At 72.1% G+C, this 26,535-nt stretch carries 27 protein-coding genes, 2 tRNA genes and 1 pseudogene; 17 read left to right on the top strand and 13 right to left on the bottom strand.

All coding sequences use genetic code 11. The features are described 5' to 3' along the window. The 4 genes and pseudogenes from ACZ4MF_RS45240 to ACZ4MF_RS45225 all read left to right on the top strand — a co-directional run. A pseudogene (locus ACZ4MF_RS45240) lies at window positions 1–344 on the top strand (ABC transporter); the annotation flags it as partial. After that, window positions 341–1,144 carry an ABC transporter permease gene (locus ACZ4MF_RS45235; protein WP_467499780.1) on the top strand — a complete coding sequence of 268 codons (804 nt, stop codon included), beginning with the start codon at window positions 341–343 and terminating at the stop codon, window positions 1,142–1,144. The pseudogene ACZ4MF_RS45240 and the gene ACZ4MF_RS45235, both read left to right, overlap by 4 nt. A gap of 159 nt (window positions 1,145–1,303) precedes the next feature. Further along, complete coding sequence (tpx, locus tag ACZ4MF_RS45230) at window positions 1,304–1,804, top strand: thiol peroxidase (RefSeq protein WP_467499778.1); 501 nt, start codon at window positions 1,304–1,306, stop codon at window positions 1,802–1,804. Between the two features lie 163 nt (window positions 1,805–1,967). Continuing rightward, window positions 1,968–2,552 (top strand): LysE family translocator, encoded by a 585-nt coding sequence (locus tag ACZ4MF_RS45225; RefSeq protein WP_467499776.1) that lies wholly within the window; start codon window positions 1,968–1,970, stop codon window positions 2,550–2,552. Window positions 2,553–2,576: 24 nt separating this feature from the next. Here ACZ4MF_RS45225 and ACZ4MF_RS45220 read toward each other — a convergent pair. After that, window positions 2,577–2,669: transfer RNA gene (locus ACZ4MF_RS45220), tRNA-OTHER, on the bottom strand. A gap of 220 nt (window positions 2,670–2,889) precedes the next feature. Here ACZ4MF_RS45220 and ACZ4MF_RS45215 point away from each other — a divergent pair. Together ACZ4MF_RS45215 and ACZ4MF_RS45210 are read left to right on the top strand one after the other, a co-directional pair. Beyond that, window positions 2,890–3,159: a hypothetical protein gene (locus ACZ4MF_RS45215; RefSeq protein ID WP_356039241.1), complete on the top strand. Its 270-nt coding sequence runs from the start codon at window positions 2,890–2,892 to the stop codon at window positions 3,157–3,159. A gap of 103 nt (window positions 3,160–3,262) precedes the next feature. Next, window positions 3,263–3,997 carry a carbonic anhydrase gene (locus ACZ4MF_RS45210; protein ID WP_467499774.1) on the top strand — a complete coding sequence of 245 codons (735 nt, stop codon included), beginning with the start codon at window positions 3,263–3,265 and terminating at the stop codon, window positions 3,995–3,997. Window positions 3,998–4,021: 24 nt separating this feature from the next. Here the strand turns inward: ACZ4MF_RS45210 and ACZ4MF_RS45205 are convergent. Then, a tRNA-OTHER gene (locus tag ACZ4MF_RS45205) sits at window positions 4,022–4,114 on the bottom strand. A gap of 107 nt (window positions 4,115–4,221) precedes the next feature. Further along, the gene (locus tag ACZ4MF_RS45200; RefSeq protein ID WP_467499772.1) at window positions 4,222–5,031 is read right to left on the bottom strand and encodes a TetR/AcrR family transcriptional regulator C-terminal domain-containing protein; all 810 of its coding nucleotides are present in this window, start codon (window positions 5,029–5,031) and stop codon (window positions 4,222–4,224) included. Window positions 5,032–5,220: 189 nt separating this feature from the next. Here ACZ4MF_RS45200 and ACZ4MF_RS45195 point away from each other — a divergent pair, with 189 nt between their 5' ends. Together ACZ4MF_RS45195 and ACZ4MF_RS45190 are read left to right on the top strand one after the other, a co-directional pair. Next, entirely contained in the window at window positions 5,221–6,933 is a 1,713-nt protein-coding gene (locus ACZ4MF_RS45195; RefSeq protein ID WP_467499770.1) for an MFS transporter, read from the top strand. Window positions 6,934–7,020: 87 nt separating this feature from the next. Next, entirely contained in the window at window positions 7,021–7,599 is a 579-nt protein-coding gene (locus tag ACZ4MF_RS45190) for a Type-2Aa cytolytic delta-endotoxin (protein ID WP_467499768.1), read from the top strand. Window positions 7,600–7,648: 49 nt separating this feature from the next. On the opposite strand, the gene ACZ4MF_RS45185 is transcribed toward ACZ4MF_RS45190, so the two are convergent. Then, window positions 7,649–9,637 (bottom strand): glycoside hydrolase, encoded by a 1,989-nt coding sequence (locus ACZ4MF_RS45185; protein ID WP_467499766.1) that lies wholly within the window; start codon window positions 9,635–9,637, stop codon window positions 7,649–7,651. 187 nt (window positions 9,638–9,824) lie between these two features. On the opposite strand from ACZ4MF_RS45185, the gene ACZ4MF_RS45180 reads away from it, so the two are divergent. The 3 genes from ACZ4MF_RS45180 to ACZ4MF_RS45170 all read left to right on the top strand — a co-directional run bounded on the left by ACZ4MF_RS45180 (window position 9,825) and on the right by ACZ4MF_RS45170 (window position 12,582). After that, a complete protein-coding gene (locus ACZ4MF_RS45180) occupies window positions 9,825–11,018 on the top strand; it encodes a macrolide family glycosyltransferase (protein WP_467499764.1) in 1,194 nt (397 codons plus the stop codon). A 108-nt stretch (window positions 11,019–11,126) separates the two neighbouring features. Further along, a complete protein-coding gene (locus ACZ4MF_RS45175; RefSeq protein ID WP_467499763.1) occupies window positions 11,127–11,648 on the top strand; it encodes a GNAT family N-acetyltransferase in 522 nt (173 codons plus the stop codon). A 196-nt stretch (window positions 11,649–11,844) separates the two neighbouring features. Further along, entirely contained in the window at window positions 11,845–12,582 is a 738-nt protein-coding gene (locus tag ACZ4MF_RS45170; protein ID WP_467499761.1) for a hypothetical protein, read from the top strand. 59 nt (window positions 12,583–12,641) lie between these two features. Here ACZ4MF_RS45170 and ACZ4MF_RS45165 read toward each other — a convergent pair whose 3' ends face one another. The 5 genes from ACZ4MF_RS45165 to ACZ4MF_RS45145 all read right to left on the bottom strand — a co-directional run bounded on the left by ACZ4MF_RS45165 (window position 12,642) and on the right by ACZ4MF_RS45145 (window position 17,336). Beyond that, window positions 12,642–12,971 carry a helix-turn-helix domain-containing protein gene (locus ACZ4MF_RS45165; protein ID WP_467499759.1) on the bottom strand — a complete coding sequence of 110 codons (330 nt, stop codon included), beginning with the start codon at window positions 12,969–12,971 and terminating at the stop codon, window positions 12,642–12,644. Between the two features lie 180 nt (window positions 12,972–13,151). Continuing rightward, window positions 13,152–13,742, bottom strand: a complete 591-nt coding sequence (locus ACZ4MF_RS45160; RefSeq protein WP_467499757.1) for a snapalysin family zinc-dependent metalloprotease — start codon at window positions 13,740–13,742, stop codon at window positions 13,152–13,154. A 147-nt stretch (window positions 13,743–13,889) separates the two neighbouring features. Further along, complete coding sequence (locus ACZ4MF_RS45155; protein WP_467499755.1) at window positions 13,890–14,654, bottom strand: alpha/beta fold hydrolase; 765 nt, start codon at window positions 14,652–14,654, stop codon at window positions 13,890–13,892. Between the two features lie 1,003 nt (window positions 14,655–15,657). Beyond that, a complete protein-coding gene (locus tag ACZ4MF_RS45150; protein WP_467499753.1) occupies window positions 15,658–16,491 on the bottom strand; it encodes a PIG-L family deacetylase in 834 nt (277 codons plus the stop codon). Between the two features lie 149 nt (window positions 16,492–16,640). Continuing rightward, a complete protein-coding gene (locus ACZ4MF_RS45145; RefSeq protein ID WP_467499751.1) occupies window positions 16,641–17,336 on the bottom strand; it encodes a glycerophosphodiester phosphodiesterase in 696 nt (231 codons plus the stop codon). Between ACZ4MF_RS45145 and ACZ4MF_RS45140 the strand changes: the two genes are divergently transcribed. The 3 genes from ACZ4MF_RS45140 (at window position 17,236) to ACZ4MF_RS45130 (ending at window position 20,004) form a co-directional block, all read left to right on the top strand. Then, the gene (locus tag ACZ4MF_RS45140) at window positions 17,236–18,216 is read left to right on the top strand and encodes a helix-turn-helix domain-containing protein (protein ID WP_467499749.1); all 981 of its coding nucleotides are present in this window, start codon (window positions 17,236–17,238) and stop codon (window positions 18,214–18,216) included. The two genes, ACZ4MF_RS45145 and ACZ4MF_RS45140, sit on opposite strands and share 101 nt — an antisense overlap. Continuing rightward, window positions 18,114–18,911: a hypothetical protein gene (locus ACZ4MF_RS45135; RefSeq protein ID WP_467499747.1), complete on the top strand. Its 798-nt coding sequence runs from the start codon at window positions 18,114–18,116 to the stop codon at window positions 18,909–18,911. The genes ACZ4MF_RS45140 and ACZ4MF_RS45135 overlap by 103 nt, the downstream gene beginning before the upstream one ends. Window positions 18,912–19,089: 178 nt before the next feature. Continuing rightward, a complete protein-coding gene (locus tag ACZ4MF_RS45130; protein WP_467499745.1) occupies window positions 19,090–20,004 on the top strand; it encodes an AraC family transcriptional regulator in 915 nt (304 codons plus the stop codon). A 605-nt stretch (window positions 20,005–20,609) separates the two neighbouring features. Here ACZ4MF_RS45130 and ACZ4MF_RS45125 read toward each other — a convergent pair. From ACZ4MF_RS45125 to ACZ4MF_RS45115, 3 genes are all read right to left on the bottom strand, one after another. Continuing rightward, entirely contained in the window at window positions 20,610–21,047 is a 438-nt protein-coding gene (locus ACZ4MF_RS45125; RefSeq protein ID WP_467499743.1) for a DUF6069 family protein, read from the bottom strand. Window positions 21,048–21,240: 193 nt separating this feature from the next. Further along, on the bottom strand, window positions 21,241–22,119 hold the full coding sequence (locus ACZ4MF_RS45120; RefSeq protein WP_467499741.1) for an NADP-dependent oxidoreductase: 879 nt from the start codon (window positions 22,117–22,119) through the stop codon (window positions 21,241–21,243). Between the two features lie 37 nt (window positions 22,120–22,156). Beyond that, a complete protein-coding gene (locus ACZ4MF_RS45115) occupies window positions 22,157–22,645 on the bottom strand; it encodes an MFS transporter (RefSeq protein WP_467499739.1) in 489 nt (162 codons plus the stop codon). A gap of 78 nt (window positions 22,646–22,723) precedes the next feature. Here ACZ4MF_RS45115 and ACZ4MF_RS45110 point away from each other — a divergent pair, with 78 nt between their 5' ends. Further along, on the top strand, window positions 22,724–23,125 hold the full coding sequence (locus ACZ4MF_RS45110) for a MerR family transcriptional regulator (protein ID WP_467499737.1): 402 nt from the start codon (window positions 22,724–22,726) through the stop codon (window positions 23,123–23,125). A gap of 73 nt (window positions 23,126–23,198) precedes the next feature. On the opposite strand, the gene ACZ4MF_RS45105 is transcribed toward ACZ4MF_RS45110, so the two are convergent. Beyond that, entirely contained in the window at window positions 23,199–24,062 is an 864-nt protein-coding gene (locus tag ACZ4MF_RS45105; protein WP_467499782.1) for an alpha/beta fold hydrolase, read from the bottom strand. Window positions 24,063–24,673: 611 nt separating this feature from the next. Between ACZ4MF_RS45105 and ACZ4MF_RS45100 the strand changes: the two genes are divergently transcribed. Beyond that, complete coding sequence (locus ACZ4MF_RS45100; protein WP_467499735.1) at window positions 24,674–25,798, top strand: alpha/beta fold hydrolase; 1,125 nt, start codon at window positions 24,674–24,676, stop codon at window positions 25,796–25,798. Between the two features lie 143 nt (window positions 25,799–25,941). Next, window positions 25,942–26,430, top strand: coding sequence for a flavodoxin family protein (locus ACZ4MF_RS45095; RefSeq protein ID WP_467499733.1), 489 nt, complete (start codon window positions 25,942–25,944; stop codon window positions 26,428–26,430). Window positions 26,431–26,535 lie beyond the last annotated feature (105 nt).

Raw genomic sequence — 26,535 nt, 5'->3', positions numbered from 1 at the left:
GCATCGCGGTGTTGAACGGCGGCAGGCTCGTCGCCGAGGGCACCGCCGAGGAACTCAAGCGCCTCGTCCCCGGCGGACACGTACGGCTCCGCTTCACCGATCCGGCCGCGTACCGGAGCGCCGCCTCCGCCCTGGGCGAGGCCTCCCGGGACGACGAGTCCCTCGCACTGCACATCCCCGCCGACGGGACCCAGCGCGAGCTGCGCGCCATCCTCGACCGGCTCGACAGCGCCGGCGTCGAGGCCGACGAACTGTCCGTGCACACCCCCGACCTCGACGACGTCTTCTTCGCCCTGACCGGCGGCGCCGGCATCCCCGACCAGCCCAAGGAGCCCGTCCGATGAGCACCCCCCTGGTTCCCGCCCGCCCGAGCCGGATCTCCCTCGCCGTGCGCGACTCCTCCACGATGCTGCGCCGCAACCTCCTGCACGCCCGGCGCTACCCGTCCCTCACCCTGAACCTGCTGCTCACCCCGGTCATGCTGCTGTTGCTGTTCGTCTACATCTTCGGCAACGCGATGAGCGGCGGCGCGGGCCGCTCGGCCTACCTCGCCTACCTCGTGCCCGGCATCCTGCTGATGACCATCGGCTCCACCGTGATCGGCACCGCGGTGTCCGTCTCCACCGACATGAGCGAAGGCATCATCGCCCGCTTCCGCACCATGGCCATCCACCGCGGCTCCATCCTCGTCGGACACGTCATCGGCAGCGTCCTGCAGTCGGTCATGAGCGTGGTCCTCGTCGGCGCCGTCGGCGTGGCCATCGGCTTCCGCTCCCACCACGCCACCGTCCTGGACTGGCTCGCGGCGTTCGGACTGCTCGTGCTCTTCGCCCTGGCGCTCACCTGGATCGCGGTCGGCATGGGCCTGGTCAGCCCGAACGCGGAGGCCGCCAGCAACAACGCCATGCCGCTGATCCTGCTGCCCCTGCTGTCCAGCGCCTTCGTCCCGCTGCACTCCATGCCCGGCTGGTTCCGGCCCGTCGCCCAGTACCAGCCCTTCACCCCCGCCATCGAGACCCTGCGCGGACTTCTCCTCGGCACCCCCATCGGCGACAACTGGTGGATCGCCCTGGCCTGGTGCCTCGGCCTCACGGTGCTCGGCTACCGCTGGTCCACCTCGAAGTTCGCCAAGGACCCGAAGTAACCGCCATGACAACGCGGGCCACTTCCCGCGCGACGCGTCCCACCCGAGGGCGGCGTACACCGGCATCGCGTCGGGGTACGCCGCCTCGTCCGTGTCGGCGAACCGTAGGATCGGGCACGTCTGTCGACTGTCGACGGAATCGTTGCGAGGAGACTTCTGATGGCTCAGGTCACTGCCAAGGGAAACCCGGTTCAGGTCAACGGCTCGCTGCCGCAACCGGGCGACAAGGCCCCGGCGTTCGAGTTGGTCGACGCGAATCTGACGGACACGAAGCTGTCGGACTTCGCCGGGCGGCGCAAGATCCTCAACATCTTCCCGAGCGTCGACACCCCCACGTGCGCGGCCTCGGTACGCACGTTCAACGCCCAGGCCGGCGACCTGGCCAACACCGTGGTGCTGTGCATCTCCGCCGACCTGCCCTTCGCCCAGGCCCGGTTCTGCGGCGCGGAGGGGCTGGAGAACGTGCGCACCCTCTCGACCCTGCGCGGACGCGTCTTCCACGAGGACTACGGCGTGGCGATCGCCGACGGCCCGCTGGCCGGCCTGACCGCTCGCGCCGTCGTGGTGCTGGACGAGAACGACACGGTCGTCCACTCGGAGCTCGTCAAGGAGATCGGCGAGGAGCCCGACTACGAGACGGCGCTCACGGCCCTGAAGTAGGACGCGACGTCACGAACGCTTCGGTCCGGCGGGGCCGGGAACGCCTCGGAGCGCCCCCGGCCCCGCCCCCGCCCCCGACTCTCCCGGGAGCCCCCGAACGCACACGACACACACCCTGATCACCGCCGGGTCGGCCTTCGCCGGCGTGGCCATGCTCATCAACATGGCACCCGGCCCCGACTCCCTGCTCGTCGTCCGCACGTCCGCGACCCGGGGCAGAGGAAGCGGACTGGCCGCCGCCCTTGGCATCCTCACCGGCTGCGTGGGCTGGGGCCTGGCCACCGCCGTCGGTCTGACGGCCCTGCTGACCGCATCCCGCATGGTGTACGACACGCTCCGCATGTGCGGCGCCGCCTACCTCGTACTCCTGGGAGTCACCGCACTCCGCCACGCCCGGAAACCGCCCGCTCCCGGAGCATCCGAGCGCACGACCACCGCCCCGCCCGGCCGCTGGGCGGCATACCGCACCGGCGTGGCGACGAACCTGCTGAACCCCAAGGCGGGCGTGTTCTACCTGAGCCTGATCCCGCAGTTCGTCCCGCGGCACGCGCCGGTGTTCGGCGCGACGCTGCTCTTCACCGCCATCGACGCGGCCGAACTGGCCGTCTGGTACTGGCTCCTGACCCGCGCCGCCTCGGCGCTGGGCGAGCGCGTCCGGCGCCCCGTGTTCCGACGCCGTCTCGAACAGCTCACCGGCGTGGCCTTCCTCGGCTTCGCCGCCGGCCTCCTCGCCGACCGCTCACCGTGAGCGGGCGAGAGGAGGCAGCCCGTGCGGAGAGGGCAGGATTCGAACCTGCGTGGACCACGAGGGTCCGACTTCGGGCTGCCGCCCTGGTCCCCGATGAGCCGCTCCGGGCACCTCTCCTCGCTCCCGGCCTCCGCGGTGTTCCGCGGTGCCGTTCACGAGTACGACGATGCCAGGCCCGGCTGACACGGGTCTGACACGCCGCTGACCACCCCTCGCACGACCGACTCCACCCGGGGTTTGAGGCGCCGTCACCCTGATGGTCCGTCCCGACCGGCAGAACCGTCCGGGCGCGGTGAAGATGATCAGGACAAGAGGGGGGAAGCGAAAGGAGCTGTCTGTGTTCCGCTCGATTGCCACGGTATTGGCCGCTACTGCCCTCACCGGTTTCCTGGGCGCCGGCATCGCCGGCGCCGTACCCGTCCACTCCCAGGCCTCCGCGGCCGTCATCCAGCAAGCGAAGGGCGGCGGCGGCGACGGCGTCGGTGGCCTCGGCTCTGCCGGTAAAGACGTCGGCGTCGGCGTCGGTGGCGTAGACGCCAGCGGCACCAGCGGTGTCGGCGGCCTCGGCTCCAACGGCAACGAAGGCAACGGCGTCGGCGGTCTGTGAGGTCCTCGCCGTTGTTCCCCCCCGGCCCCCGTCTCGTGCGGGGGTCCGGGGGTTTGCGGCAACGGGCAGGCACCGCGTGACGCGCAATGGAAGGGACCGACCGATGGACGCAGCTCGACGTGTGGACCGCAGGGCCGTGCTGGCCGGCTCGCTCGCGGGTGCCGCGACCGCCCTTGCGGGGTGCGCGCCGACGAGCGCCGCCACGCCGGCGTCCGACGTCTCGCCCGGTCCGCGCCCGACGACGCCCGCCACGGCGTTCGCGAGACTGATGGACGGCAACGGGCGCTGGGTGAGCGGAAAGCTCCGGCATCCGGACCGGGACCCCGACCGGCGTCAGCTCGTGGCTCGGCAGCAGGAGCCGTTCGGGGCGATCCTCTCGTGCATCGATTCCCGGGTTCCGCCCGAACTCCTCTTCGACACCGGACTGGGTGACCTGTACGTGATGCGCACGGGAGGGCAGGCGGTCGGTCCGGTGGTCACCGGTTCCGTCGAGTACGGCCCGATGACGAGCGGCACCCCGCTCGTCGTCGTCCTCGGGCATCAGCGCTGCGGCGCCGTCAAAGCGGCGTACCAGTCCCTGCATGACGACAAGCCCCTGCCCGGCAACCTCCAGGCGATCGTCAGGGCGCTGCGGCCGGCGTACGAGCAGGCGGTGCGGGAAGGCGGTGCCGACCCGGTCGAGACGATGGCCCGGGCCCAGGTGAAGCTGACCGCGAGCGCGCTTCGCTCCAACGAGGACCTCGCCCCGTTGGTGCGCAAGGGTTCCCTCGCGGTGGTCGCCGCGTACTACTCACTCGACACCGGCATGGTGGAAGTCCTGGCCGGCCGGCCCTCCTGAACCGTTGCTCGGCGACTGCCTGTGCGGAGAGGGCAGGATTCGAACCTGCGTGGACCACGAGGGTCCGACTTCGGGCTGCCGCCCTGGTCCCCGATGAGCCGCTCCGGGCACCTCTCCTCGCTCCCGGCCTCCGCGGTGTTCCGCGGTGCCGTTCACGAGTACGACGATGCCAGGGCCTGCTGACGCGCCTCTGACCTGCCGCTGACGCGCCGATCCGCTGTGGTTCAGGCGGTGCCGGGGGTGTTGTCCGCGTCCGGGGCGGCGTCGGCCTCGGAGGCTGGCAGATAGCTCGCCAGGCCGCGCAGGATGATCTCCAGGCCGATGTCGAACCTCTCGTCGGAGGAGTCGGTCACCATCAGACCGGACAGGGCACGCAGGTGGGGGAAGTCCCGCGCGGGCAGGGACGCGAAGTAGTGCAGCATCTCGTCGGCCATCTCCTGCCAGTCGGGGCGGGCCGGCGAGGCGGCACCGCCGTGCCGGGCGGCCCGGTCCCGCCACATGCCCTCCTCCAGGACGAACCCGTCGATGTAGGTGGAGATGAGGTCACCGGCCTCCGCCGCGATGCGGTCGGGCAGCCCGGCGGTGCGGAAGACGGCGAGCAACGCCTCGACGTGCGGCAGCAGTTCGGCGGTGAAGGGGACGTGCCCCATGGAGATCCTCGCCATGTCCCGGTGCGACAGCAGGCGCCGGCGCCAGGCACGGGCGAAGTCCCGCAGCTGCTCCTGCCAGCGCTCCGGATCGGGTGCGGGCAGCGCGTAGCCGTCGAACAACCGCGTGTACATGAGCTCCAGGAGGTCGTCCTTGGAGCTGACGTGGGCGTAGAGGGCGGAGACCGCGACCCCCAGTTCGGCCGCCACCTGACGCATCGACAGGCCGTCGAGCCCGTGCCGGTCCAGCACGGTGAGGGCGGCCTCGACGATCCGCTCGCGCGAGAGCGGGGCGCGTGCGGGCGCGCCCTGGGCGCGAGCGGGGCGCTCGCGCTCCCATGGGGTCGGCGGAGGGGGTGCGGGGGTGCCGGCGGCCGCGTCGCTCATGATGACCAGTCTAAAGACCCGGAGAACAGTGTTCTGCCCAGGGCCGAGGGCGTGCGCCCCTCGACCGAGACGCGATATATCTTGTCTTGGCGGCGATGACGCTATATCGTAATGAACAACGTTCTCTGAGTGAGCGCTGTTCTGTTATGGTGAACAGTGTTCTCCCATCCTTGCCGTGAGGAGTCTGCGATGTCCACCACCGGTGTCGCGTCCGTCGAGACGCCCACCGACTCGCCAGCGCCCTACCGATGGCGCTGGGCCGCGCTCTTCGTGATCCTGGCGGCGGAGGTCATGGATCTCCTCGACGCCGTCGTCACGAACATCGCCGGCCCCTCCATGCGGGCCGACCTCGGCGGCGGCGCCTCCACCCTGCAGTGGCTCGCCGCCGCGTACACCCTCTCGATGGCCGTCGGACTCGTCACCGGCGGGCGGCTGGGGGACATCCACGGGCGCCGCCGGATGTTCCTGGTGGGAGCCCTCGGCTTCACCCTGGGCTCGCTGCTGTGCGCGGTCTCCGTCTCGCCCGAGATGCTGATCACGGCCCGCGTCGTGCAGGGCCTGTTCGGCGCGGTCATGCTGCCGCAGGGCCTCGGCATGATCAAGGAGATGTTCCCGCCGAAGGAGTCGCAGAAGGCCTTCGGCATGTTCGGCCCGGTCATGGGGCTGTCGGCGGTGTGCGGGCCGATCCTCGCGGGCTGGCTCGTGGACGCCGACTACTTCGGCACCGGCTGGCGGATGATCTTCCTGATCAACCTGCCGCTGGGTGCCGCCGCCTTCCTCGGCGCGCTGCGCTACCTGCCCAGGGGCCGCTCCGGCGACAGGCCGCGCCTCGACATCCCCGGCATGCTCCTGGTCTCGCTGGCCGCGCTGCTCATCATCTTCCCGCTGGTCCAGGGCCGTGAGTACGACTGGCCCGGGTGGACGTTCGCGATGATGGCCGCGTCGGTCGTCGTCTTCGCGGCCTTCGCCGTCTACGAGTCGCGGCGCAGCAGGACCGGCCGTGACCCGCTGGTCGTCCCGAGCCTCTTCCGCAAGCGCGGGTTCAGCGGAGGCATGACGCTCGGGCTGGTCTTCTTCTCGACCATGCAGGGCTTCATGCTGGTCTTCAACCTCTACACCCAGATCGGCCTCGGCTACTCGCCGTTGAAGGCGGGCCTGGTGATGGTGCCCTGGTCGGGCGGCATGATCGTCGGCTTCGGCGTCGCTCAGGCGGTCACCCGCTTCGGCCGGGCCGTGCTCCAGGCGGGTACGGCGGTCATGGCGCTCGGCGTGTTCGGCGTGTGGCTGACCCTCGACACGGCGGGCAGCGGCGTCGGCCCCTGGCGGCTCGTGCCGGCCCTGCTCGTCACCGGCATCGGGATGGGCCTGCTCATGGCCCCCTTCTTCGACATCGTGCTCGCCAGCGTCGAACAGCACGAGACGGGCTCGGCGTCCGGCACGATGACCGCGATGCAGCAGCTCGGCGGCGCCTTCGGCGTGGCGCTCCTCGGCACCGTGTTCTTCGGCCTGCTGGGCGGCGGCATCGCCGGCGCCGTCGACCACCACTCGGCCGGCCTGCGGGGGCGGTTGAGCGCCGCGCACGTGGCGTCGGCCGCCCAGGACCGCATCGTGGCGGACCTGCGGCGGTGCGCGTCGGACCGTGCCGTCGCCAAGGACCCGGCCGCCACCCCGGCGTCCTGCGCCCGCCTGGGCGAGGACACCCGGTCCGCCGTGACGTCGCCCCAGGCCGGTGCCCGCATACCCGGCGCGCTGGAGGCCACCGCGAAGTCGGCCTTCCGCACCGGTTTCGGCTCCGTGATGAAGACGGTGCTGTGGATCGTCGACGGCATGCTCGTCCTGACGTTCCTGCTCTCCTTCCTCCTGCCGCGCCACGCACGCCCGGAGGGATCCGCCGGCCACTGAGCCCGGCGGCGCCCCGCGGGTCGCGACGGCGCACCGGTACGGCATACTGACGCCCCATCGATGCAACAAAATGTTGAAGGAGGGGCGTTGGCAGCCTGTTTCAGGACGGTCACCGAGGTGGGAGAGGCCCATCTCGCCCAGGCGGAGGCCCTGGCGCGCGCCTTCCAGGAGGCGATCGCGCCCGCCACCGTCAACTACGACTTCGGCCACATCCGCGATGCCGCCGCCCGGCTTCCCGACAGCGACATCGTCAGGATCATCCGTGGCTGGGGGCTCCAGGAGGAGGCGCCGGTCGTGGTGATGGCGCTCTCCCTCAAGGAGGCGGTCCGCCAGGCGCTCCCGGCCGAGGCCGCCCAGGCGTCGTTCTGGGACACCGTCGAGCGTGACCTCGTGGACGCCTTCACCGGTCTCGCGGCCCAGGAGGGCGCACCGGGACTGGCGTACTACGACGAGGGGCCGGACCGCACGAGCTACTACCGCGACCTGTTCTTCACCCTCCAGGACGAGCAAGCCGGCGCCCACCTGTACGCCGTCGCCTTCTGCGCCGACGTCACCGTCGGCCTCGACAAGTGCCGTGTGGGCGCCCTGGGCCCCGCAGACACCGCACCGTTCGCGGTCCGGCTCGACGCGATCGTCGTACGCCAGAAACTCGCGAACGCGGCCTGATCCTCCGGGCACCGCCCCGCATCCCGGGGGCCGGGCAGGCGGGCCGGCGTCACAGACCGGCCGGGCACAGCCGCTGGGCCCTGGCGCCGTCGACGGCGGCGTCGACACAGCCCGCGGGCAGGCCGTCGTGGGTGCGGTCCGAGAAGTTGGCCGTGACCGTCAGGACGCCGTCGCCGAACGTCGTGCGCTGCACCAGCCGGTCGGGCGTCAGCCACCGGAACCCGGTCATCGGCCGCGTCGCCGCGGCCTTGTGCAGGGGCTCGAAGTACTTCTGCAGCTGGGCGATCCGCCGGCCGTGCCCGTCCAGTTCCGCCTTGTCGAGGACGAGGTTCAGCGGGACGTTGTACAGCATGGCCAGCAGCGCGCGGGTACGGCTCTGGTCGGGCAGCTTCGACCAGGACAACTCCCAGCGCTCGGTGCTGACGACCGAGTCGTGCAGCACGGTCTGGTACAGCGGCACCCGGTACCTGGGGTCGTACATCGCCTTCGCGAGGTCGGCCGGCAACCGCACGGGCTTGAAGAAGATCCCGGGCGCGCCGGCCGGCGCGTAACCGCCCCAGGCGGCGCGGTCCCGCTCCAGCGCCCACAGCTGGTCGGGTACCGGGCTCCCGGAGCCGTGGCTGAAGGCGAGCACACCGGTCGCCCAGGAACCGGCGCTCTCCGAGCCGACCACCAGCCCGCGCTCGCCGGACAGCCGGGCCAGCCGCCGCAACCGGTTCTCCCGGTCCCGCGCCGGGGTCATCGGGTGCGCGGGGGAGTGGTCGGTGAACAGCTCGCCGGCGGCGTCCACGTCGAGGAAGTAGCTGTTCGCGCCGTTCGCGGTCATCTCCCGGGTGCGGTCGGCCAGATAGTGGCGGGCCGGCTCGGCGCGGCGCAACGCCTCGGAGCTGACGTAGCAGCCGCGTCCGCCGAAACCGGTGACGATCCTGCCGTCGGCTCCCCGCACACAGGCGTCCTGCCACACGGGCGCGGGCCACTTCGACACCGGGCTGTCGGCCGAGGCGGGGTCCTGCGCGTTGGCCCAGGAGTCGTACGGCCCCACGAGGTAGCCGGACCGCTCGGCCAGGCGCACGGCCGAGCGGTCCATGGGGGAGCCGTCGGCGTCGTAGCCGAGCCACATCCTGTCGATGCCCAACTCCCGCAGGCGCCGTACGCCTTGGGCGGTGCGGGCCTGGCCCCAGGTGTAGGCGTGGAAGGCGCCCACCAGCCTGCCGGCCTCGGGGTTGCGGGCGATCTTCTGGCGCAGGGTGGTGATGCCGCCACGGGCCTGGAGCCAGGCCCGGTAGTCGCGGGCGGCGGCCACGGGCGAGCCGTCGGTGAGCGCGAAGGTCAGCGTGTAGTCGAGCGTGCCCTCCGAGGGGGAGAACGCGTGCTCGGCCTCGGCGTGCAGCCGGCCGCCGGCGGAGACGAACTTCAGCGTGGTGGCGATGTCGGACTCGGCGATGTAGCTCGCGCCGTGCCCGCCGCGCAGGCTGGTGCCCCAGAACGGCATGGTCAGACCGTCGGACAGGCCCGCCTCGGAGCCTGCGAGCCCGGCCCGCGCGGAGTTCCACCAGCGGTCGGCGACCGGCACCGACAGGCCCTCGCCGCGCGGGACCTGCACGTCGCTCGTGTCCGGGTCGGTGGCGGTCACCGGCCAGGTCAGCGTGGACTTCCGGGTGGAGCGCACGGTCACCGCCAGCCGTCCGCCGCGCGCGGCCGCGGTGACCGTGAGGCCCCTCGCCGGATACCCCCAGGTGGCCCTGTCCCCGCGCACCGAGACCTGCGCGGCGGGCCCGAGGGCGCCGGCCGCCGGAGCCGACAGCTGCCAGGCCCGTCCGTCGTCCGCCCGGCCGCGCACGGCCAGCGAGCCGGTGTCCACCACGACACGCCCACCGGCGACGGGCACGGTGACCCGGTCGCCGCGCACGTGGACCTGCCGCCCGTCCCGCCCGCCCGTACCGAACGCGGCGGCGGTGCCGACCACCCCGATCACCGTGAGCGCGGCACCCAGCGCGACGATCCTCTTCCTGGTCTTCCTGATCTTCCTCGCCTTCATGGGGCGCCACTGTCACGGGGGGATCTAAGAACATTGTGAGAACTGTGAGAACGCTCGGCGCGCTCGCCGGTACTGCCTCGTCGGCACGGCAGAGCGGCCGCGAGGGAGACGAGGGCATGGTCCGCGTTGCCTGGCCGGGGTTCCGGACGTTTGTCTGCCGTAGACGTCTATCCAAGGAAGTCCGGTTATGCACCTTAAGAATCGGTCCGCCCATATCGCCATGGTCGGCACGCCTTTGGCCGCCCATGTGCTGCCCAGCCTGGAGATCATCCGTGAGCTGGTGGCCCGCGGTCATCGCGTGACGTATGCCAATGCCGGCCCCGTCGCCGAGCTGGTCACCGCCACCGGCGCCGAACCGGTCGGCATCACGTCCACTCTGCCGGGCGTCGGCCGCGACTGGCCGCAGGATCCCATCGCCTGCGCCTCCCTCTTCCTCGACGAGGCGGAGGCCGTTCTGCCGCAGCTGCACGCCGCGTACGACGACGATCCCGCCGACCTGTACCTCTACGACGCCGGCGCGTACGCGGGCCGCGCGCTGGCCGAGGCACAGGACCGCGCTCTCGTCCAGCTGTCCGCGGCGCAGGTGGCCTGGGAGGGCGCCCAGGAGGAGATCGGTGCGGCGTACGCGCAGCTGCCCGGAGGCCCCGCACACCGGGCGCGGTTCGCGGACTGGCTGGCCCGGTGCGGTGCGGTGACCGGGAACGTGGAGGAGTTCACCAGCTATCCGCGGCGCGTGCTGGCCATGATCCCGCGCGCCATGCAGCCGCACGCGGACCGCGTCGACACCGAGGCGGTGACGTTCGTCGGCCCGTGCCTCGGGGCCGGCCAGGAGCAGGGCGGCTGGACGCGGCCGGAGAGTGCGCAGAAGGTGCTGCTGGTGTCGCTGGCCGGCGCGGCCTCCCACGGGCCGCAGGAGATCCACCACCAGTGTGTGGCGGCGTTCGCGGATCTCCCCGGCTGGCATGTGGTGCTGCAGACGGGCAGTGACGGCGACCTGGCCGATCGGGTTCCCCGCAACTTCGAAGTGTGGCCATGGGCGACGCCGTTGACGATGCTGGAGCAGGCGGACGCCTGGGTGACGCACACCGGTGTGGGCACCAGCGGTACGGGCCTGTACGCCGGCGTGCCGATGATCGCGGTTCCCGACGGGCCCGACCAGTGCCTCCACGCCGACCGGCTCGTCGAACTGGGTGTCGCCCGCCGGCTCGACCCCGCGGACGTCACGGCGGCGGCGCTGCGTACCGCCCTGATGGAACTCATCGGCGATCCCCAGGTCGCCACGCGTTCGGCGTGGCTGTGGTCCGAGGTACGCGCCGAGGGCGGCACCGGCCGGGCGGCGGATCTGATCGAGGAGCAACTGGTGGCGGAGCGGGTGGGCTGACCGGTGGCGCCGGCCGCCGACCCGGTGTTCGGTCCGTACGGCGGCGGGCCGGGGCCCGGGTCGGTTCGGTCAGACGGTGTTGTTCCGGACCCGTGCGAGGATCGCGACGTGAATGGCTTCCACTTCCGCCTCGCCCGTGACACCGACCTCGCCGCCCTGGTTCGTCTGCGCGACGACGCCGCCCGCTGGATGATCACCCGGGGCGTCACCGGCCAGTGGCGGCCCGGCGAGCTGGACGAGGACCACTTCCGCCGGGCCATGGCGACGGGTGAGGTCTGGCTCGCCGAGGCCGACGGCCGCGTGGCCGGGGCGTGGGAGCTGTGGTGGCAGGACGAGGACGCCTGGGGACCGCAGCCGCCGGTGGCCGGCTACGTGCACCGGCTGATGGTGGACCGCGGCAGCGCGCGGCCGGGGGCGGGGCGGCTTCTGCTGCGTGCCGCGGAGCGCCGCGTCGCCGCGGCGGGGCGCGCGGTCGTACGTCTGGACTGCGTGGCCGACAACGCACGCCTGAACGCCTACTATCTGGACGCCGGCTACCGGGTCGTCGGCCACAAGGCGGGCAAGCCGCAACCGGGAGGCGCAACCAAGTCGTTCACCCTCCTGGAGAAGACCTGCGGTCCGGCCACGTGATACGGGCCCGTGCGGGCCCTGCGCCGGTGCGGGGCGGACACGCTGGCCGATAGTCGTTGAAAGTGACGGCGTGGTGCCATGTCGGCTGACATCATCGACTGACGGCGGTTGAGCCTGTCCGTGGAACGTCTTGGGGGCGCCGTCGATGAGTTGGCTTCACCACACCTGGTTGGCTGTCTACGTGTTACCCGCCGGCGTGAGCGCGGGCATCGCGTGGGTGGGGCTGGTACGCGAGTTCTCCGGCAAGGGGCGGTTGCTGGGCAGCTGGGCGTCGTCGTCTCTGATGCTGCTCGTGCTGGCGTTGATGGGTGTGGTGGCGGCCGGTGCGGTGGTGCTGCTGCCGCATGCGGCGTCGATTCCACCGGTGGTCGCGGGTGCCGCGACGGGAGCCACGGCGCTGCCCAGACGCCGGCACGACGAGACGGCGCAGCCGTACGTCAAGTTCATGACACTGGGTATCGCCCTGGTCAGGGAGCGGCTGGTGCAGCGTGTGCATCTGGACGCGTGCGGCTGGTCGGACCGCTTTCTGCAGGGCATCGAGACGTCCGCCCAGCTCAGGGTGTTCGTCCACGACCTCAGGCTGTACCTGCTGGAGCGGCATCCGCTCACCGCCGAGACGAAGACGATCTGCGCGATCTACACGGACGTGCAGACGGCGATCGACGTGGCGCTGGACGTGCAGACGCGGATCGACGAGGCGTGCCGCCAGGCCGGGCGGGAGGCGACGGGTGACGAACTCGTCGCCCGGCGCCAGGCGTTCGGCACCGCCCTCGCCCAGTGCGGTCACCTGCTGCGCTTCGCGTACGTTCACGGCCGCCGCAGCGAGAACGAGGAGCTCAGGGTCCTGCGTGCGAAGGCGATGTCCGACGACGCGTTCCACAGCCCGGCCGTGCCGTCGCAGCGTCGCTGGTTCGACCGCTGGCTCACCCGCTGAACGCGGACGGCTCGGCGATCAGCGGGCGGACCATGCGGCGCGCGTGCCGCACGTGAGGCTCAATGGCGGGCCGGAAGCACGCTGCTCCGGTGGGGCGACGCATCCGTGCCGCGGGCTCTGGCGTCCGTCGGCTGTGCTCGGGGGCAGAAGGTGATCTGCACGTCGGCGTCCAGCGCTTCCGCCACGGCGGCGAGGGTGCGCACCGTCAGGTTCGCGTCTTCGGACATGATCTGACTGACGCGCCCCGGACTGACGCCCATGGCCGCCGCCAGGTCGGAGCGGGTCTTGCCCTGGCCGGCCAGCAGGCCGGCCAGGGAGGCCGTCGCCTGTCGCCCTATCCGGGAAGCCGCTAGCGTGGTCCGGCTCTCGTCACGGGCAAAAATGCCCATGATTCACCCCCAACTCATGGAGAGACAACGCTTGTTGCCACTCCATCAGCATGCCACCTTTAGCTAGGGCTAAAAACTCGGTTGGTGGAAACGCTACGCCCTTCACCCTCCTTCAACGGCGCTGACCTGCGGTGGCTCGCCGTGAAACCGCGCAAAGTCACTCTTCTGAGTCAGTTCCGGTCAGCGTGAGCCGGTGCGAACCCGGCCGGACCAGACGTCGATCACCACCTGGCGGTGGTGCGGGCGCATCGCCGACGCGCCGGCGGCGTAGTTCCTGTCGACCTGCGCCGCCTCGGCCGCGTCCGGCTTGGCGTTCGTGCAGGACGTGCCGGGGCCGTGGCCGGACATGAGCTCCGAGCACGGGCCACTGTAGTCGTCGGGCAGCCCCAGGATGTGCCCGGTCTCGTGGGCGGTGATGCGGGTCGCGTCGTAGCCCTCGTCCACCGCCTGCCGGCCCAGCTGCACGTCACCGCTGCCGCCGGGGAAGATCGGCCCCAGCGTGGTCTGCGGCCAGCCGCTGGTCGCCTCGTAGACGTAGTCGGCCGAGCCGGGGGAGCTCGCCGGCTCCAGGCGCACGTTGTGCACCGCGTCGTTCCAGTTCTGTACGGCCTGCTCGACCGGGCCCGCCCACTGACCGGCACCACTGGCGTCGTAGGTCAGGGTGACCGCTGCCGGGGTCGCGTGCGGCGCGGGGTGCGCCGCAGCGACGCCGACCGTCGTGCTCAGTATGGCCGGGAGAAGTACCGCCAGGGTGGCTGTTCGCTTGTTCATGGGACTGGTGCGCCTCCTTGGGTCTCAGTTGCTGCCCGCAGTAAACGAGTTCGTCGCGAACACGACAACCTCTCTCCGGGCAATCGGGTCCCGGTCGCCGCCAAGTTGGCTCAAAGAGCACAGGGGACGGCGGCACCGCGCCGGCGGTCAGACCGTGCTCGCCGCCTTGAGGATGAGGTCGGCGACGGCGTCGGGGCGGGCGACGAGGGAGACGTGGCAGGTGTTGATCTCGACGGTGTGGGAGCGGGCTCGCCTGGCCTCGAAGCGTTCCTGTTCCGGGGTGATGGTCTTGTCCTGCCGGCCCACCAGGGCCCACGAGGGGATGCTCTTCCACGCGGCGGCCGTGGCCTTCTCGGAGAACGCGGTGGTGGCGGCCGGTCGTTGGGTGATGCCGAGCAGGTTCGCCTGGGCGGCCGGCAGGCAGGCGGCGAAGACCGAGTGGACCTTGTCCTGCTTCAGGTAGAGGTCGGTGCCGGTCGTGCCGCCGGTGCGGTACGGCACGGAGTTGGTGGCGGTCGCCAGGGCGCTCGGGAAGCGGGCGGACAGCGACATGCCGCTCTCGCCGACGTCGGGCATCAGCGCGTTGACGTACACCAGCGCCTTCACCTGGGGGTTGCCGGCCGCGGCCGAGCTGATGACGGCACCGCCGTAGGAGTGACCGGCCAGCACGACGGGACCCTTGACCGACTTGAGCACCGAGGCGAGGTACGCGGCGTCGCCGTGCAGGCCGCGCAGCGGGTTCGCCGGGGCCATGACGGTGTAGCCGCGACGCTCCAGCCGCTGGATCACGCCGTTCCAGCTGGAGCCGTCCGCGAACGCGCCGTGCACCAGGACGACGGTCGGCTTGGCGCCGTTCGCCCCGCTCTTCGCGTCGGCCGGGGCGGTGGGCACCGTGCACAGTGCGGCGATCACGCACCCCGCTGCCACGATGCGCCGGCACCGGCGTCGGCGCGCCGTGTCCGGCAGTGGCCCGCGTATGGCAGATTCCGTCATGCCGATCTCGCTCTCTCCCGGGGGGACTACGGCCCATACGTTCACGATTCGACGGGGACGGACTCGGCGTGATCACCCAAGCGGGTGACCGGGGTGCGGCATGGGAGTGACGTTCGCGGTGCGGAGTTCACCGAGCCGCGAATGCCCGGCCGAGGAGAGCCGAGGGTGTCGGACAGCGCGTCGAGGGCGCCCCGGCAGGCGTGTTCGGGTGCGGCCGCGCAGCCGGTGAGCAGTCCTGCCGGGCGCAGAGGGAGAGGCCTCGTCCTCGGGTGGCCGGCCGGCGGGGAGGGCCAGGAGGGTGTGCAGACCGGCGGGGACGCCGTGGGCGGCGGTTCCGGGACACCGGACACACGGGCCAGGAGCAGTTCGCGCCGCCGGCGGCAGCGCGGTCGGCGGGCGCGGAGCGCCGCCCTGGAGGGCGCCGCCGCGCCGCGATCCCCCGCTGCGCGGCGACGTACTGCGACCCCTGATCCGGGCGGCGGTCCGCACCCTGACGGCCCCGGCCGCCGCGTTCCCGGTCCTGTGCCTGACGGCATGGAGCGGCGCCGCGACACACATCACCGGCGTCGCCGGCACCGCCGTGGTCCTCTTCTACCGGCTCACGCTCGGGTTCGCCGCGTTCCATCCCTCGTCGGCCGCGCGGCCCGGACCGCCGCCCCGCCGACGACACGCCGACTGTCCACGGCTCTCCTGTTCATCGGCGCGGGACCTTCGCCGCGGGCCAGAACGTCCTCGCCCTCGTCCGGACCGCCCCCCGCCCAGGCCCCCTCGCCGAGACCCTGGCGCTGGTCCACCTGGCCGCCGCGGCGAGCACCGGCCACGACCTGAGGCGGACGAGGGCCTGAGCCCCGGCGACGGCGACGGCGACGGCGCCGGGGACCGGGGGGCGAACGCCCCTGTCCCGGGCCCGGGGGCGGACGGATCAGCGCAGTCCGGCGAAGAGGTCGTTCTCGGGTACGGCCGCCCCGGTGGTGTCCCGGACACGTACGAAGGTCTCCACCCCCATCAGCTCGGTGAACCTCTTCTGGCCCATCTTGAGGAAGAAGATGTTCTCGCCCTGGCTGGCGTGCGCGGCCAGCGCGTCGAACTTCTGACCGCCGAACGCGCTGGTGTCCACCCAGGTGGTGATCTCCTCCTCGGGGAGTCCGATCTCGGCCATCGCGGCGGCCTCGGCGGGATCAGGCTCCTGCCAGTCCGCACCGAACTCGCGCATGACCTCCCCGAACCGCCGCATCATCGAACGGGGCGCCGTCGTCCAGTACACCTTCGGCGTCGGCGCGGTCATCGCCAGCGCGGCCATCGTGATGCGGTTCGCCTGGATATGGTCGGGGTGGCCGTAGAAGCCGTTCTCGTCGTAGGTGACGACCACATCGGGCTGGTAGCGGCGGAAGAGTTCCGCGAGCCGGGCGGCGCCCTCCTCCACGGGGGTCTGCCAGAAGGAACCGGGGACGTCGTTGCTCGGCCAGCCCATCATTCCGGAGTCGGTGTAGTCCAGCGTCTCCAGATGGCTGATCTTCAGGATGGCGCAGCTCGCCTCCAGTTCCTGACGGCGCATCAGGGCGACGGCTGCCGGGTCGTGCCCGGCATCACCCGGCTTGACGCCCCCGGGTCCGTCACCGCAACTGCCGTCGGTACAGGTCACGAGGACCGTGCGGATGCCCTCCGCCGCGTACCGCGCGAGGACGCCTCCCGTTCCGGTGGCCTCGTCGTCGGGGTGGGCGTGCACCGCCATGAGTGTCAGGGGCCGGTCGTTCATGAATCAGTCCTCCTGTGTGAAAGGGCCTCGGTCGGAGTCTGCGGCAGGCGTGTCGGCGGTCGCCCCGACAGCGGGGCGACCAGCCGGTGCAACAGCGCGGGCCGGACCGGCTGTTCCCGGCGTGCACGGGCCGCCCCGGACCCCTGAGGTCAGGCCGTGGCCTCGACCAGCCGCTTCATGCCGGGCTCGTCGGTCACGCAGCCCACCAGGCCGAGCGTCCGGGCCAGCGCCAGATCGCGCTCGTCGTTGACGGTCCAGGCCATCACGTCGATGCCGGCGGCGCCGCACTTCTCCACGATCGCCCGGTTCAGCTGGCGCAGTTCCACGCTGACCAGGGTGGAACCGACCTTCTGGGCGCGGCCGACGAAGGTGTCGCGGTGCGCGCTGGGGCCTGCCACCAGCACGGTGCGGGCCTGCGGCAGCAGGTGGTGGATCTCGATCAGCGCCGCGTCGTGGAACGACAGCACCGAGACCCGGTCCAGCAGGTCGCGGTCGGTGAGCACCCGGCCCAGCGACCGGGCGGCGGCCACGTCCTTGATCTCCGCCTGGATCGGCAGCGTCGGCCCGACGGTGTCCAGCACCTCCTCGAAGGTGGGGATGCGCTCGCCGAGTCCGGCGTCGAGCTTCTTGAGCGTCTGCAACTCCTGGTCGGCGATGGGACCGGAGCCGTCCGTCGTGCGGTCCAGGGTCTCGTCGTGCATGACGACCAGCTCGCCGTCCTTGCTCAGGTGCAGGTCCAGTTCGATGCCGTCCAGGCCCTCGCGTTCGGCCCGCAGGAAGGAGCGCAGGGTGTTCTCCGGCTCGGCGGCCATGACACCGCGGTGGCCGATGGTGAAGAAAGACACTCGGTTGCCGTCCTTGGGTGTGGTGGTCCGGGGCTGCCGCACGAGCGCCGTACCCCTCCGCCGGGCGGCGGGCGACCACCCGTCGCAGCGCCCAAGCCTAATGGGCCGGTCCGGCCCGGTGGGCGGCGTCGGATTCGGTGCCCGGGATGCGAGTCAGGTCCGCCGAACGCCGGCGCGGTCGCGGGCTGCCGTCGCTGTACGGCGATGCACAAGAAGGACGCGAGAAGGACGGGGGCGAGGCGGGATGAGCGAGCACGTCCGACGGCCGCGGCACCGTACGGTGGACCGGGTCGCGTGGATCCTGGAGGCCGCCGCGCGTGCGCCGGGCGGGGTGACCGTGGCCGAGCTGGCCCGGACGGTCGGGGCGCCGGCGAGTTCGGTGCAGGGTCTGGTCAACGGCCATGTCGCCACCGGTTTTCTGCTGGAACAGCACCGGCGCTTCCGGCTCGGGCCCGCCCCGCACGTCCTCAACCTCATCGCCGGCCGGGTCGCTCGGGTCCGCCGCGCTCCGGTGGCGCTGAGCCGAGGTGGGGTCCGCGGCGGTGTCGGTGTCGGGCGGCGGTCCGGTAACTCCCGGGCCGGGGAAGCGACTTCCGCGTCGGGCATGTGCGCTCCAGCCAGGAGACCGGTGTTCCCGCCGCCGCCCACTGGCCTGCGCCTTCACTCCGGGCCAGGCCGACGACCCACCCGCGGACGCACCCGCATCGATCCCGCAGCGCAGCCGCTCCGAGGTCCGGGCCGCGGGCTGTGTCGGAGGTGCGTGCGACACTGCGGCGCATGTCTCTTGCCGACCTCAGTCTTGATCAGTGGCGGTCGCTCGACCTGCCCGCCGCACGTCGTGTCGCTCAGGAGGCGGCGGACCTGGTCGATGGCCGTGTGACCGTCGTCGAGACCATCGAGCACCTCGGTGCCCCGCTGCACCGCGTCCGGATCGAGCGGAACAGACAGGAATTCGCGCTGGTCCCCGGTGGCGCACTGACACTCGGATTCGACCTCGACGCCTGGCAGCCGACGCCCGAGCAGGCCACCGACTACGCGGAGAGTCTGGATCAGGGCTTCGGCCATGGCCCCGATCTCCGGGCCTACCTCGCGCAGGTGCTCAGCCCACGCCGCAGCGTCATCCTGGCGACGGTGCTCATGGCCGTGGAGGACGAGAACCTGACCGAACTCCCTGCCGACATGCCGGCTGCCCTCGCGGCGCGTGGCCTGCGGATGCCGAGTTCCGACGAGTGGGAGCACGCCTGTGGAGCCGGCGCGGACACATTGTTCCGGTGGGGCAACGACTGCCCACTCGACCGTATCCCGTACGGGGACCGCACCGGCCCGCAGCAGCAGCTGAGCGCTTTTGGCCTGCGCATCGCCCACGACACCTATCGCGTCGAGCTGACCAGCGACGTCACCGCGGTCCACGGTGGAGACGGCGGCGAGTCGGTGTGCGGGGGTTACGGCCGCATGCTGGCGTGGCTGCCCCTGGCCACTGCCAACCGCAACCCTTCCCTGGCCGGGTTCGTGTACGGACCGGACGGTGAGGACCTCTGCGAGGACTTCTCCACCCGGCCTGTTCTCACGCTCTGAGGGTTTCGGGCAGTGGGACGACATGCCGGACCTCGTCGCCCGACGAGACCATGCCGCCGTGGCCCTCGGCCGGCTCGGCAGGCCTGTCGCCGTACCCGACCGGAGCGGGCACAGGATGTCGGGTGCGGCAGGCTCGGTCCTTTCTAACGTTGGTGATCGAAAGGGAAGGAGGCCGGGGTTGCTGGATCGGCTGAACCAGGCCATGGAGCACATCGAGGGTCACCTCGACCAGCACATCGATGTGTCCGCGCTGGCCCGGATCACGGTCACGTCCGAGTACCACTTCCGGCGGCTGTTCTCGTCACTGGCGGGGATGGCGCTGTCGGAGTACGTCCGACGCCGGCGGCTCACCGTCGCCGGGGCCGAAGTGCTGGCCGGGGAACCGACCTTGCTGGAGATCGCGATGCGCTACGGCTACTCCTCGGGGGAGGCCTTCGCCCGGGCGTTCCGCGCCGTGCACGGCGTCGGTCCCGGCGAGGCCAGGCGCACCGGCGCGGCTCTGAACTCGCAGCCCCGGCTGTCCTTCCGCCTCACCGTCGAAGGGAACAGCACCATGCGGTACCGCATCGTGGCGAAGGAAGCATTCCGGGTCGTCGGCAAGAAGGCCCGCGTCCCGCTGATCTACCAGGGCGTCAACCCGCACATCGCCGAGCACATCCAGAGCATCCCGCCGGAGACGATGCTGCGGATCGTCGGCCTCTCGGACCAGGACCCGCAGGGCGTGGTGTCGGCGACGGTGCGCGTGTCGGACGGCTTCGAGGAGGGCAGCGAACTCGACTACTACCACGCCGTGGTGACCGCTGCCGCCGAGTTGCCCGGGGACCTCGACGTGCTGGACTGCCCGGCGGGCACCTGGGCCGTGTTCGAGAACACCGGTCCGTTCCCGCAGGCGCTCCAGCAGATGTGGGGTGACGTGGCCGCCCAGTGGATCCCGTCCAACCCCTACGAGTACCGTCCGGGACCGGAGATCCTGCGCACCCGGCCGTCGCAGGACGATCCGGCGCGGTCCGACGCTCAGCTGTGGATCCCGGTGACCCGCACCACGGTCCAGCATGCCGGAGCGCACATGGACGGGGTGTCCCCCGCGGGGTGACGGCGGTGAGGTGGTAGAAGCTCTGCCCGAGCCGCGACCAGGGCTGCCGCGGGCCCTCGCGGAGCCAGATGGCCTGGCCTCGGCTCGCGTTGGACACGTGCGGGTGGTTGTCGACGGTGCCCGCGGACGCTGTCGAAGTACCGGTCCGGGTACGGCGTGTCCGCGCCGACGTGGATGACGGCCGTGACGCTGTCCGCCGGGCGCCCGAAGTACCAGTGGCCCCGGTGGCCGCTGTACGGCCGAGGGCGCGTCGGCGGGGGAGCGGCGCTCTCGCCGTCGGCAGGGGCGGTGGGGGGAGTCACGGCGCGAGGCTCCAGGCGTGGGGCGGCCCGGGGGCCGGTGCGGACGGTCACATGGGTTGCGTACGGCGGTTCAGCGCCTCGGCGCCTGCCTGCCTGCCCGCACCGGCCCGGACCGAAATCCCCGTCGGGCAGCCGGTGGCGCAGGACGCACCCGATCGCCCCGCGGATGCCCACGGCCGGGGTGAAGCGGTCGAGCGCGCCGAACTCGTCGGTTCTGCACGCCTGTTCAAGGTCATGACCGTACTGCTGAGCCCGGCGCCGGCCTGTCGCCGTAGTGCGGCGGCGGCGCGGGACGCCGGGTCCCTACGGCCTCGCGGCGGTCCGCCGCAGTGCGATGACGAGTACCGAGCCCGTGACCACATGCAGGCACACGAGCACCGTCTTCGCGCCCGTCGTGACACCGAGGCCGAACGGACCGGCCAGGGACAGGACCAGGACCGCGAGGGCGAGGACCGGCCAGGTGCGATACGCCCTCGCCGGTGCCCACCGCTCCAGGGCGGCGAGCGAACCCCACGCGGCGAGGCCCGCCACCACCGACGCCGCCAGGACCGCCGCGGCTCCGACGGACTGTTCGTGGTGGTCCGAACCCGTACGGACGTCGAGGTGGACGCCCGCCAGCTGCGCGCCCACCAGCCAGACGACGAGGGCCGCCACGGCACCGGCCAGGACCGCCAGGATCCGCGCTCGTCGCATTCCCGGGGCCCCGGACGCGCCGTCGCGGGACGGATTCGCGGTCACCATGGAGTGCCACTCCCCTCTCAGTACAACGTCCAGCGGGCGGCACCGGGAGGCGAGCAGCTCCGCAGACCGGTCGCCGGAAGACTAGGGCGGCGCCCCGCCCGCAGCCAGCGGCCAGGGCGCCCGCACGCCAAGATCGGGGGAAACAACCAGACTTCGCCGGTTCCAGGTCCGTCGGCGAAGCACGCGGTGCACCTCAGAAGGTGATCAGGACCTTGCCGAGGAGGCCGCCGGCTTCGAAGCTCTCGTGGGCGGCGCGGATGTCGTCGAGCGGGAAGCGGTCGGCGATCCGCAGCCGCAGCTCGCCGGCGTCGACGAGCCTGGCGAGGCGGGCGAGGTCGGCGGCGTTCTCCTGGACGTAGCTCTTGCGGGCGCCCGGCACGTCGGGCAGGGGGTGGTCGGCGACGGAGACGAAGCGCCCGCCGGGGGCGAGGGCCGCGGCCACGTCCGTGCCGGCGGTGTCGAGGACGGCCTCGTACCGGCCGCGGGGCAGGTCCTGCGGGCGGTGCCAGGCCCGCTCCGCGCCGAGCTCCGTCGCCGCCTGCTCATGGCCGGGCCGGGAGACCAGGGCATCGACGCGGGCGCCGGCCGAGCGGGCGAGCTGGACCACCAGGCCGCCGACCGCTCCGGCGGCGCCGACGACCAGAATCCGCTCCTCGGCGCTCAACTCCGTGGCGCGCAGTGCCTGCACGGCGGTCGTACCGGCCAGCGGAAGGGCCGCCGCGTCCGCCAGCGGCACCGTGGCCGGTGCGGGTGCGAGCAGGTGGCCGGGCAGGGCGACCAGCTCTGCCCAGGTGCCGCGGCCGGTGGCGATCTGCGCGGACATGGCGATCACGTGGGCGCCCACCTCGTGAGCGGGGTCGTTGCTCGCGACGACCCGGCCGGAGATGTCCCAGCCGAGCGTGGCCGACAGCGGCGGGCCGACCTCCCAGGCGCGGGTCTTCCAGTCCACCGGGTTGAGGCTGCTGGCCGTGGTGCGGATGAGGACCTCACCGGCGGCGGGTACGGGCGCCGCGACCTCGCGGAGGGTCAGGACGTCGAGACCGCCGTGGCGGTCGATCTGGACAGCGTGCATGGTCGGAAGGGCCTTCCAGGGAGGGTGGGTTCGGGGATCAGACGGCGGTGCCCACCGGGGCATCGCCGGTGTGCTGCGCGGTCCCGGTCCCGGTCCGGGGCAGAACCAGGTAGGTCAGGGCCAGGCCGCCGAGGCTGAGCACGGCCCCGGCCAGGCCGGTCCAGCGCAGAGCCATCACCAGCGCCAACGCCGGGAACGCGGCGTGGCTGAGCGAGGAGAGCACCCGCCCGGCCAGCAACATCGTGAACGAGGGGGCCAGGGCGCTGAGCGCGCTGCCCGCGGCGAACAGCAGCGTCAGCCCGAGTGCCAGGGGCTTGCGGGGCAGCCGCGCGGTCAGCATGGTCACCGGGGGCCCGCCGATCACCACGCCGAGCGCGTAGGCGGTCACCGCCTGCCCCGCAGTGCTCTGCGGCACCTGAAGATCCGCGCCGACCTCGGGCAGCATGCCCGCGACCAGGTATTCCGACGTACCGACAACGAAGACGCTCGCGCACAGGGCCGCGAGCGAGACAGAGTTCCTGCGCATGCCGGGAAAGCTAGAGTCTCACATCGGTGTGAGAGTCAAGCGGCGTTGCCCGCCCGGGGCATCCATGAGGAGGACGACGTGCGGATCGGAGAGCTGTCCCGCAAGACCGGCGTACCCGAACGGCTGCTGCGCTACTACGAGGAACAGGACCTGCTCCAGCCCGAGCGGCGGCCCAGCGGCTACCGCGAATACAGGGAGGCGGACGTGGACACCGTGCGCCGCATCCGCAGCCTGCTCGCGGCCGGTCTGAACACCGCCACCATCGCGACCATCCTGCCCTGCCTGCGCGACGACGGCGAGCGACTGGTGCCGACCTGCCCCGGCCTCCTCGCCGACCTGGCCAAGGAGCGCGAGCGGATCACCAGAGCCATCATCGATCTGCAGACCTCCCGCTCCGCACTCGACGATGTCATCGCCGCAGCCCCCGCCGACGTCGCCGAACGCGCGGCAAGCGGCGCACCAGCCGGCACCACACGGTGAGGCACATGCCGACACCGACCCGCCGCGGTGCCGACCGCCGGTGACGAGGCCGGCCGGCGAACTGGTCGAAGCCTTATGTGCCCACCGCGCCGTGCACGAATCGCCGAAGGTGCGCACGCACGGCGTCGGGCTGCTCCAGCCAGGGTTCGTGCCCGGCGCCCTCGATCCGGGTCAGCCGAAGGCCGAGCCGGAGCGCGAGTGAGGCGAGTGCTGACACGGGGCGGGGATCGTCGGCCCCACCGAGGAGCTCCGTTCGCGTGGGCAGGCACGCGCGCAGCTCGTCCAGATGCGCACCGAGCGGGTCCGCACGTCCTTCCCTGCCGAGTTCGCCGTTCATGGCCCAGTTGACGGGGCGACGCCGCCGGGCGCCCCGGGCGGCCCAGTGCCACCCGCGTTCGGGATCGGCGTGGTCGGTGAACCAGGCCAGCGTGAGCAGCTCGACTTCCTGCTCCTCCGTGCGGTCCCGCACCTCCTCCAGCGCACGGAGCCGCTCCTGCTGTGCCGCGGACATGCGCCGAGCGCGCTCCGCCCGGTCCCCGGCGCGCCAGTCACCGACGAACGGCCCGCACATCAGCAGCATCGCGGCAACCCGGTCAGGGTGCGCCAGGCAGAACCGGCTCGCCAGGTCCGTGCCGTAGGAGTGCCCCACCAGCACGGCCCCGGGCACGTCCCACGCGTCGAGCAGCTCGGCGAGATCGTCGACGTGCCGGGCGAGGCGATGACGCCCCCGCCACGGGGACCGGCCCGTGCCACGCTGGTCGTACCGGTACACCGGCGCGAGGTCCGCGGCCATGGCGGCCACATCGCCCAGATAATCCGGCAGACCCGGACCGCCATGCAGCATGACCACGGGCAGCCTCCGGGCCGTCGTGTCCCCCAACGCCGTCCAGCACAACCGGGCCCCGTCGGCCATCGACGCGAAGCCCTGCGTCTCCATCAAGGTCACCGCGGAGAACCTACCGGTCCCGCTGGAGCTCGGCCAAAGGTCGTGATGTTCCCCGTCGGCCCGGTGACATCACGTCGATGGAGGGCTGCTCCCCGACAAGCACGCAGAATTCACGGCACCAGCGCACGACTTGCTCGTGGTCCTCTTCACCTGTGACGCGCCCCGGCCCTCTGGGCGCGGCTGTGGTGGGGTGAGCGCGCCGAGACGGTGGAGATGCGTCCGCCAGAAGGGGACCGGCGCTGCCGCGAGGACACCGCAGGGGGAGTGGCCGAGGCCGGCCAGGTGAGCGGCGAGGGTGTCGGCCTGCTCGGCAGAGAGGGGGGACCCACAGGTGTCCGCACGGCCTGCGACAGAAGATGGCGCGGACCTCGCCTCCTGACTCCCATCGGCCGAAGACGCCGGCTTCGGCACCGTGCGCACCGGCCCCGCGTGTCCGCAGGTGGGCGCGGGCGGCGCGGGAGGAACAACGGCCGGCCGTACTCCCGGCGGGGTAGTCGCACGGCCTCTCCACGGCTGATGTGTCCGGTGATCGCCGCGGCGCATGCTGGCCCCTGTCACCGCCACGAGGTGGTGCACATCCACCGGACAGGGGGCGAACGATCATGCCCGAGCTGAGCAGGAGGCCGTTGCTGGCCGCGGCGCTGGGTGCAGCGGCCGTGGGGACGGTCGGGGCCGCCGCGCCGACGGGCCGAGGGCCCAAGCGGCGGCCCGAGGGCACCGTGGAGCGCGGCACGGAGATCCGCCACCGGATCGTACGGACGAACGGCATCCACATGCATGTGGCGGAGGCGGGTCAGGGACCGGCCGTCCTCCTCCTGCACGGCTTTCCCGAACTCTGGTACTCCTGGCGGCATCAGCTGCCCGCCCTGGCCGCGGCCGGATTCCGTGCCATCGCCCCCGACCTGCGGGGCTACGGCCGTACCGATGCCCCGGCGGACACCCGCGGCTACAGCCTGCGCAACAACCTGGCCGACCTGACCGGCCTGTACGACGCGTTGGGCCTCGACTCCGCCGCCCTCGTCGGCCACGACCAGGGCGCCACGATCGCGTGGGCGGCGGCACAGCTGATGCCCCGACGATTCCCGGCGATGGTCGCGCTGGGGGTGCCGTACCCGGCTCGCCCCCCGCTGCCCATCACGCAACTGATCCGCAGGAACAACCCGGGCAAGTTCAACGTCGTGCTGTACTTCCAGCAACCCGGCGTCGCGGAGGCCGAGTTGGACACCGACGCCGCCCGCACGCTGCGCATGACCATGTACGCCCTGTCCGGCCAGGCGCCCGCCGATCTGGTTCCGCGCTGGCTGCTCGACACGCCGGAGCCCTCCGGCTACCTCACCCCGCTCCCCGACCCGGGGTCCCCGTCCCACTGGTCCCCGTGGCTCAGCGACGCCGAACTCGACCACTACGCGGACGAGTTCGAGCGCACGGGATTCGCCGGCGCGATCCGCCGTTACCGCACCTTCGACTTCGACTGGTCGGACCTGCCCGAGGTCGGCACACTCCAGGTCCACCAGCCCACGCTGTACATCACGGGCGAGCTCGACTCCGCCTACCGGTTCAGCTCCCTGGACCCCATGCGTGCCCTCGTGCCCGGCCTGCGGGACATCATCAGGCTGCCCGGCTGCGGCCACTGGACCCAGCAGGAACGCGCCCGTGAGGTCAACGACCACATCGTGTCCTTCCTGCACTCCGCATGGCCGCTGCGCGGAGAAGAAGCCGGACACTGACGCAGCGCCGGCCGCGGCCGCCGGACCGCGTCCGCGTGGGGCTGTTCGTTCCGATGTCACACCTTCGGCCCCTGCCCTGTCTCTTCCATGAAAGGCGTGAGAACCGGACACGTGGACCGTGGGTGCACGGGAGGAGCAACAGCATGAGGTCCCTGATCATCTGTACGTCGGTGTCGCACGGCAACACCCGCAGGGTTGCCGACGTCATGGCCGAGGTGCTGGGAGCGAAGGTGGTCCGGCCGCAGGAGGCGGACCCGGCGGAGCTGTCGGCCTATGACCTCGTCGGCTTCGGCTCCGGGATCTTCGCCCAGCGGTTCCACCCGGACCTGCTCCGCTTCGTCGCCGCCCTGCCGCCGCAGCGGGGGCGGGCGTTCGTGTTCGCGACCAGCGGCCTGCCGGAGCTGCGATTCCGCCCGCCTGCGCGCCCTCTGGTGGGCACGCTGCGGGCCAAGGGCTTCGAGGTGACGAACACGTTCTCGTGCCGCGGCTTCGACACCTGGGCACCGTTCCGGCTGGTCGGAGGGATCCGCAAGGGGCGGCCGAACGGGGCGGACCTCGCGGCGGCGCGCGTTTTCGCCGAGGAACTGCGGCGGACCCGCGCGCGGGAAGACCGGCGGACGGCGGACCGCTAGTAGTGCTTCGTTACGTCGAGTGATCTCACCTGGTGGCGGGCATCTTTGTGGTGTGAGGCTGGGGGAAGTGGAACGGCTCCGGGGTGAGTTGGCGGAGTTCGTAGC

This window comes from Streptomyces sp. NPDC025793 (assembly GCF_055558375.1).
The sequence above is the reverse complement of the archived record's forward strand: the minus strand, read 5'-3'. Positions and strand labels throughout refer to the sequence as shown.

Coding starts and splice junctions, on each gene's coding strand:
- ACZ4MF_RS45165 (WP_467499759.1), bottom strand. CDS start 12,971: ATGGGCATTTTTGCCCGTGACGAGAGCCGGACCACGCTAGCGGCTTCC.
- ACZ4MF_RS45100 (WP_467499735.1), top strand. CDS start 24,674: ATGCCCGAGCTGAGCAGGAGGCCGTTGCTGGCCGCGGCGCTGGGTGCA.
- ACZ4MF_RS45235 (WP_467499780.1), top strand. CDS start 341: ATGAGCACCCCCCTGGTTCCCGCCCGCCCGAGCCGGATCTCCCTCGCC.
- ACZ4MF_RS45200 (WP_467499772.1), bottom strand. CDS start 5,031: ATGAGCGACGCGGCCGCCGGCACCCCCGCACCCCCTCCGCCGACCCCA.
- ACZ4MF_RS45095 (WP_467499733.1), top strand. CDS start 25,942: ATGAGGTCCCTGATCATCTGTACGTCGGTGTCGCACGGCAACACCCGC.
- ACZ4MF_RS45160 (WP_467499757.1), bottom strand. CDS start 13,742: ATGAACAAGCGAACAGCCACCCTGGCGGTACTTCTCCCGGCCATACTG.
- ACZ4MF_RS45135 (WP_467499747.1), top strand. CDS start 18,114: ATGTCTCTTGCCGACCTCAGTCTTGATCAGTGGCGGTCGCTCGACCTG.
- ACZ4MF_RS45120 (WP_467499741.1), bottom strand. CDS start 22,119: ATGCACGCTGTCCAGATCGACCGCCACGGCGGTCTCGACGTCCTGACC.
- ACZ4MF_RS45180 (WP_467499764.1), top strand. CDS start 9,825: ATGCACCTTAAGAATCGGTCCGCCCATATCGCCATGGTCGGCACGCCT.
- ACZ4MF_RS45115 (WP_467499739.1), bottom strand. CDS start 22,645: ATGCGCAGGAACTCTGTCTCGCTCGCGGCCCTGTGCGCGAGCGTCTTC.
- ACZ4MF_RS45210 (WP_467499774.1), top strand. CDS start 3,263: ATGGACGCAGCTCGACGTGTGGACCGCAGGGCCGTGCTGGCCGGCTCG.
- ACZ4MF_RS45140 (WP_467499749.1), top strand. CDS start 17,236: ATGCCGTCCAGGCCCTCGCGTTCGGCCCGCAGGAAGGAGCGCAGGGTG.
- tpx (WP_467499778.1), top strand. CDS start 1,304: ATGGCTCAGGTCACTGCCAAGGGAAACCCGGTTCAGGTCAACGGCTCG.
- ACZ4MF_RS45125 (WP_467499743.1), bottom strand. CDS start 21,047: ATGGTGACCGCGAATCCGTCCCGCGACGGCGCGTCCGGGGCCCCGGGA.
- ACZ4MF_RS45150 (WP_467499753.1), bottom strand. CDS start 16,491: ATGAACGACCGGCCCCTGACACTCATGGCGGTGCACGCCCACCCCGAC.
- ACZ4MF_RS45195 (WP_467499770.1), top strand. CDS start 5,221: ATGTCCACCACCGGTGTCGCGTCCGTCGAGACGCCCACCGACTCGCCA.
- ACZ4MF_RS45105 (WP_467499782.1), bottom strand. CDS start 24,062: ATGGAGACGCAGGGCTTCGCGTCGATGGCCGACGGGGCCCGGTTGTGC.
- ACZ4MF_RS45225 (WP_467499776.1), top strand. CDS start 1,968: ATGGCACCCGGCCCCGACTCCCTGCTCGTCGTCCGCACGTCCGCGACC.
- ACZ4MF_RS45185 (WP_467499766.1), bottom strand. CDS start 9,637: ATGAAGGCGAGGAAGATCAGGAAGACCAGGAAGAGGATCGTCGCGCTG.